The 1200-nt window shown below is 63.7% G+C and carries 1 protein-coding gene; it reads left to right on the forward strand.

Translation table 11 applies throughout. The features are described 5' to 3' along the window. Positions 1-5 precede the first annotated feature (5 nt). Positions 6-1199 carry an elongation factor Tu gene (gene tuf, locus EJP69_RS29355; protein ID WP_093210122.1) on the forward strand — a complete coding sequence of 398 codons (1194 nt, stop codon included), beginning with the start codon at positions 6-8 and terminating at the stop codon, positions 1197-1199. The last annotated feature ends 1 nt before the right edge of the window (position 1200 follow it).

Consider the following 1200-nt stretch of genomic DNA (forward strand, 5'->3'; position numbering starts at 1 on the left):
GAAAAATGGCAAAAGGTAAATTCACCCGCACCAAGCCGCACGTGAACGTGGGCACGATCGGTCACGTCGACCACGGCAAGACCACGCTGACGGCTGCGATCGCGACCGTGCTGTCGTCGAAGTTCGGCGGCGAAGCCAAGGCCTACGACCAGATCGACGCTGCGCCTGAAGAAAAGGCCCGCGGCATCACGATCAACACCGCGCACGTCGAATACGAAACGGCCAACCGCCACTACGCACACGTCGACTGCCCCGGCCACGCCGACTACGTGAAGAACATGATCACCGGCGCCGCCCAGATGGACGGCGCCATCCTGGTGTGCTCGGCCGCCGACGGCCCGATGCCCCAGACCCGTGAACACATCCTGCTGGCTCGCCAGGTGGGCGTGGGCTACATCATCGTGTTCCTGAACAAGTGCGACATGGTCGACGACAAGGAACTGCTCGAGCTGGTCGAAATGGAAGTCCGCGAACTCCTCGACAAGTACGAATTCCCCGGCGACGACACCCCCATCATCCACGGCTCGGCCAAGCTGGCCCTGGAAGGCGACAAGGGCGAACTCGGCGAAGGCTCGATCATGAAGCTGGCCGAAGCCCTGGACACGTACATCCCGACGCCCGAGCGCGCCGTGGACGGCACGTTCCTGATGCCCGTGGAAGACGTGTTCTCGATCTCGGGTCGCGGCACGGTGGTGACCGGCGCCGTCGAGCGCGGCGTGATCAAGGTCGGTGAAGAAATCGAAATCGTGGGCATCCGTCCGACGGTCAAGACCACCTGCACCGGCGTGGAAATGTTCCGCAAGCTGCTGGACCAGGGGCAAGCCGGCGACAACGTGGGCGTGCTGCTGCGCGGCACGAAGCGCGAAGAAGTCGAGCGCGGCCAGGTGCTGTGCAAGCCCGGCTCGATCAAGCCGCACACGCACTTCACCGCCGAGGTGTACGTTCTGTCGAAGGACGAAGGCGGCCGTCACACGCCGTTCTTCAACAACTACCGTCCGCAGTTCTACTTCCGCACGACGGACGTGACCGGCGCGATCGAGCTGCCCAAGGACAAGGAAATGGTCATGCCCGGCGACAACGTGTCGATCACGGTCAAGCTGATCGCTCCGATCGCCATGGAAGAAGGCCTGCGCTTCGCTATCCGCGAAGGCGGCCGTACCGTGGGTTCGGGCGTCGTGGCGAAGATCCTCGACCTGTAAG

Origin of the sequence: Variovorax gossypii (assembly GCF_003965815.1) — a bacterium.
Lineage (GTDB): Bacteria > Pseudomonadota > Gammaproteobacteria > Burkholderiales > Burkholderiaceae_C > Variovorax > Variovorax gossypii.